The sequence below is a fragment of the Streptomyces sp. RPT161 genome (assembly GCF_027533845.1).
Taxonomy (GTDB): Bacteria; Actinomycetota; Actinomycetes; order Streptomycetales; family Streptomycetaceae; genus Streptantibioticus_A; species Streptantibioticus_A silvisoli_A.
Map to the genome: position 1 here is coordinate 1 of NZ_JAPZVN010000049.1, position 5,622 is coordinate 5,622.

Annotated in this window: 1 protein-coding gene; it reads left to right on the forward strand. The window is 71.9% G+C overall.

The window, feature by feature from the left end:
* Window positions 1-5,622 (forward strand): type I polyketide synthase (locus O5O46_RS34730; protein ID WP_269859676.1); only part of this gene is annotated, 5,622 nt, incomplete at both ends.

Here is a 5,622-nt window from a genome sequence, read left to right on the forward strand (position 1 = left end):
GACGTGGTGTTCGGCTCGCGGTCCGAGTTGCTGGACCAGACCGGATACACGCAGCCCGCGTTGTTCGCCGTCGAGGTGGCGTTGTTCCGGCTCGTCGAGTCGTGGGGTCTGAAGCCTGACTTCCTGGCCGGGCACTCGATCGGCGAGTTGGCCGCCGCGCATGTAGCTGGTGTGCTGTCGCTGGAGGACGCCTGCGCGTTGGTGGCGGCTCGTGGCCGGTTGATGCAGGAGCTGCCGGGCGGCGGCGCGATGGTGGCGATCCAGGCGGCGGAGGACGAGGTTGCTCCGCTGCTGGTCGAGGGCGTGAGCATCGCCGCGATCAACGGGCCCACGTCGGTGGTGATCGCGGGTGACGAGGACGCGGTCCTGGAGATCGCCGCGGGCTTCGAGGCGCAGGGCCGTAAGACCAAGCGCCTGACCGTGAGCCACGCGTTCCACTCGCCGCACATGGACGGGATGTTGGAGGCGTTCGGCGAGGTGGCGTCGGGGTTGACGTTCGCCGCCCCGCGCATCCCGATCGTCTCCACCCTCACCGGCACGCTGGTCGGTGCGGAAGAGATCGGCACCCCCGACTACTGGGTCCGCCACGTGCGCCAGGCCGTCCGGTTCTTGGACGGCGTAAGGGCGTTGGAGGCCGAGGGCGTCACCACCTACGTCGAACTCGGGCCGGACGGGGTCCTGTCGGCGATGGCCCAGGACTGCGTCACGTCGGACGGCGTGACGTTCGCCCCCGTCCTGCGACGCGACCGTTTCGAGCCCGAAACCCTGGCCACGGCCCTGGCCCAGGCCCACATCAACGGCTTCCCCGTCGACTGGCAGGCGTACTTCGCGGGAGCCCGCCGCGTGGACCTGCCCACGTACGCCTTCCAGCGGCAGCGCTACTGGCTGGAGCCGGGCTCCCCGGTGGGCGATGTGACGTCCGCCGGGCTTGAGAGGGCCGACCATCCGCTGCTGGGCGCGGCCGTGCCGCTCGCCGATTCCGACGGATTCCTGTTCACCGGCCGACTCGGCCTCGACACCCACCCGTGGCTTGCCGACCACGCGGTCATGGGCACCGTTCTGCTGCCCGGAACCGCCTTCGTGGAACTGGCGATACGCGCGGGTGACCAGGTCGGTTGCGACCGGCTGGCGGAGCTGACCCTCGAAGCGCCGCTGGTACTGCCGGAGCGCGGCGGCGTCCGCTTCCAGATCGTGGTCGGCGCCGTGGACGGTGCCGGTTTCCGATCCTTCAGTCTGTCCTCCCGGCTCCAGGACGCCCCCGCCGAGGAGCCCTGGACCCGGCACGCCACCGGCGTACTGGCCTCCGGAGCCCCGCAGGCCAGCGTCGACACGCTTGCCGAGTGGCCGCCGAAGGGCGCCGAGGAAGTGGACCTCGGCGGCCTGTACGAGGAGTTGGCGGCCACCGGGCTGCACTACGGTCCGACGTTCCAGGGCCTGCGGGCGGCCTGGCGGCGTGGCGCCGAGGTCTTCGTCGAGGTACGGCTGCCCGAGGCGGCCGAGTCGCAGGCTGCCGACTTCGCCCTGCACCCCGCACTGCTGGACTCCGCACTGCATGGGCTCGGGCTGGGCGTGCTGGACGACTCCGACGGCGGACGGCTGCCGTTCGCCTGGAGCGGCGTGTCGCTGCACGCCAGCGGCGCTTCCGCGCTGCGGGTGCGGCTGGTGGCGACCGGTGCGCAGGGCGTGCGGCTGGAGATCGCCGACGTCACCGGTGCCCCGGTCGCGACGGTCGAGTCGCTGGTGCTGCGCGCGGTGTCCGCCGAGCAGGTACGGGCGGCACGCGCCGCGTACCACGAGTCGGTGTTCCGCCTGGACTGGGTGGAGCTCCCGACGGCAGCGCAGCCAACGTCCCTGTCACTGGCGGTCATCGGCGACGACACGCTGGGCCTGGCCGCGGACACCTATCCGGACCTGGCCGCGTTGACCGCGGCCGTCGAGTCGGGGGCCGCTCGCGTACCCGACCGCGTGCTGGTCCCCTGCGCACCCGCCGAGGCGGTACGCGATGCGGTTGGCGGCGCGCTGGAGCTGGCGCAGACCTGGCTGGACGATGCGCGGTACGCCGGTTCACGGCTCGTCGTGGTGACCCAGGGCGCGATGGCGGTCGGCGCCGACGAGACCGTCGATCCGGTGCTCGCCGCCGTCTGGGGCCTGATCCGGTCAGCCGAGTCGGAGAACCCGGACCGTTTCACCCTGCTCGACCTCGACGACCAGCCCGAGTCGCGGCAGGCACTGCCCGCCGTACTGGCCGTGGACGAACCGCAGTTGGCGCTGCGCGGCGGCATACCCCGCGCCCCGCGACTGGCCCGGGTCGCGGTCGAGGCCGATGCGGCGCCGCGCCCGTACGACCCGGAAGGCACCGTGCTGATCACCGGCGCCTCGGGCATGCTGGGCGGGCTGTTCGCCCGGCATCTGGTGGCCGAGCACGGAGTGCGCCATCTGCTACTGGTCAGCCGCGCTGGCGCCGACTCCGCCAATGCCGACGAACTCACCACCGAACTCGGCGCGTTGGGCGCGGAGGTCACCTGGTCCGCCTGCGATGTGGCTGACCGGGACGCGCTGGCCGGTGTGCTGGACGCGATCCCCGCCGCGCATCCGCTGACCGCCGTGGTCCACACCGCCGGCGTACTGGCCGACGGCATCCTCGCCTCCCAGTCGCCCGAGGGCGTCGACCGGGTCTTCCGGCCCAAGGTCGACGGCGCCTGGAACCTGCATGAGCTGACCCGTGACCTGGACCTGTCCGGGTTCGTGCTGTTCTCCAGCTCCTCCGGCGTGTTCGGCGGCCCCGGCCAGGCCAACTACGCCGCGGCGAACGCGTTCCTCGACGCCCTCGCCCAGCACCGCCGCTCCCAGGGCCTGCCCGCCACCGCGCTGGCCTGGGGCCTTTGGGGCGAATCCGGCGGTATGGCCGCCACGTTGGACGAGACCGACCTCCGCCGACTGCGCCGCTCCGGACTGCCCCCGCTGTCCACGGCCGAGGGCCTGGAACTGTTCGACCTCGCGCGGACACACACCGACGAGCCACAGCTCGTACTGATGCGCGTCGACGTCTCCGCGCTGCGCGTCCAGGCCGCCGCGGGTGCGATGTCACCGCTGCTGCGCGGACTGGTCCGCACTCCGATGCGGCGCGCCGCCGGTGGTGCCGGAGCAGGGCTCGGCGGCGAGTCGGCCCTGGCCCAGCAACTGGCGGGCCTGACCGCGCCGGAACAGGACCGGCTCCTGCTGGACCTGGTACGTACCCAGGTGGCCGCGGTGCTCGGCTACCCCGGCCCGGCCACGGTCGAATCCGGCCGTGCCTTCAAGGAGTTGGGCTTCGACTCCCTCACCGCCGTCGAACTGCGCAACCTCCTCGGCGACGCCACCGGGCTACGGCTGCCCGCCACACTGGTCTTCGACTATCCGACCTCCGTCGCCCTCGCCGAGTACCTGCGCACCGAACTGCTGGGTGACCAGACCGAGTTGGTCGGCCCCGTGGCGCGGGCCGACGATGACGATCCGATCGCCATCGTGGCGATGAGCTGCCGCTTCCCCGGCGGCGTGCGGTCGCCGGAGGACCTGTGGCAGTTGCTGGCCGCCGGGGGCGACGGCATCTCCGGATTCCCCACCGACCGCGGCTGGGACCTTGCCGCGCTCTACAGCGCCGACCCCGACCGCGAAGGCACCAGCTACGCGCGCGAGGGCGGCTTCCTGCACGACGTCGCCGACTTCGACTCGGCGTTCTTCGGCATCTCGCCGCGTGAGGCGCTGGCGATGGACCCCCAGCAGCGGATCCTGCTGGAAACCTCCTGGGAGGCGTTCGAACGAGCGGGCATCGACCCGACGGCGCTTCGCGGCAGCCGCACCGGAGTGTTCGTCGGCTCCAACGACCAGGACTACCTGACCCTGTGGTTGCAGGACCCCGACGGCCTCGAAGGACATCTGGGCACCGGCAACGCGGCCAGCGTCGCCTCCGGACGCATCTCGTACACGTTCGGCCTTGAGGGGCCCGCGCTCACCGTCGACACCGCCTGCTCGTCCTCGATCGTGACGCTTCACCTGGCCGCCCAGGCACTGCGCAACGGCGAGTGCACACTGGCGCTGGCCGGGGCGGTGACGGTGATGTCCACGCCCGGCGCGTTCACCGAGTTCAGCCGCCAGCGCGGGCTGGCCGCGAACGGCCGCATCAAGGCCTTCGCCGCCGGCGCCGACGGTACGAGCTGGTCGGAGGGCGTCGCCATGCTGCTCGTCGAGCGGCTGTCCGACGCACGGCGCAACGGCCACCCGGTACTGGCCGTGCTGCGCGGCAGCGCCATCAACCAGGACGGCGCGAGCAACGGGCTCACGGCGCCGAACGGTCCGTCGCAGCAGCGGGTGATACGCCAGGCACTGGCCACGGCCGGGCTGTCGGCGCGTGAGGTGGACGCCGTCGAGGCGCACGGCACCGGAACGACGCTCGGCGACCCGATCGAGGCGCAGGCACTGCTGGCCACCTACGGCAAGGACCGTCCTGAGGGGCGGCCGCTCTACCTCGGCTCGGTCAAGTCCAACATCGGCCACACGCAGGCCGTTGCCGGTGCCGCCGGAGTCATCAAGATGGTGATGGCGATCCGGCACGGCGTGCTGCCGCAGACCCTGCACATCGACGAGCCCACGCCGCACGTCGACTGGTCCGCGGGTGACATCGCCCTGCTGACCGAGGCCGTGCGGTGGCCGGAGACGGGACAGCCGCGCCGCGCCGGCATCTCCTCCTTCGGCTACAGCGGCACCAACGCACACGCCATCATCGAGCAGGCACCGCCCGCCGAAGCACCGCCCGTCGCGGAGCCGTCGGTACGGCTGCCGTATGTTCCCGTCGCCCTCTCCGGCAGGTCGGGCGCCGCGCTGCGCGCCCAGGCCGAGCGGCTGCGCACCCACCTTGAGGCGGAGCCCGGCCTGGGCCTGCTGGACGTCGCGTACTCGCAGGCCGTCACGCGCGCCGCGTTGGACCGCCGCGCGGTGGTCGTGGCCCCCGGAAGGGACGAACTGCTCACGAGCCTGGCCGACCTGGCGGCGGACCGCACTTCCGCCGCACTGGTGGAGGGGAACGCCTCCGAAGGCAAGGTGGCGTTCCTGTTCACGGGGCAGGGCAGCCAGCGGCTCGGGATGGGTCGGGAGCTGTATGAGATCTATCCGGCGTTCGCTGAGGCGTTGGACGCGGTGTGTGAGCGGGTTGGACTGGCGCTGCGGGATGTGATCTTCGGGGCTGATGGTGGCCTGTTGGACCAGACGGCTTATACGCAGCCCGCGTTGTTCGCGGTTGAGGTGGCGCTGTTCCGGTTGGTGGAGTCGTGGGGCCTCAAGCCTGACTTCCTTTCTGGCCACTCGATTGGCGAGCTGGCCGCGGCGCATGTCGCTGGTGTGTTGTCGCTGGATGATGCGTGTGCGTTGGTGGCGGCTCGTGGCCGTCTGATGCAGGAGCTGCCGGGTGGCGGTGTGATGGTGGCGGTTCAGGCGGCGGAGGACGAAGTCGCGCCGCTGCTGGTGGACGGTGTAAGCATCGCGGCGATCAACGGGCCGACGTCGGTGGTGATCGCGGGTGATGAGGCTGCGGCGCTGGAGATCGCTTCCGGTTTTGAGGCGCGGGGTCGTAAGACCAAGCGGCTGACC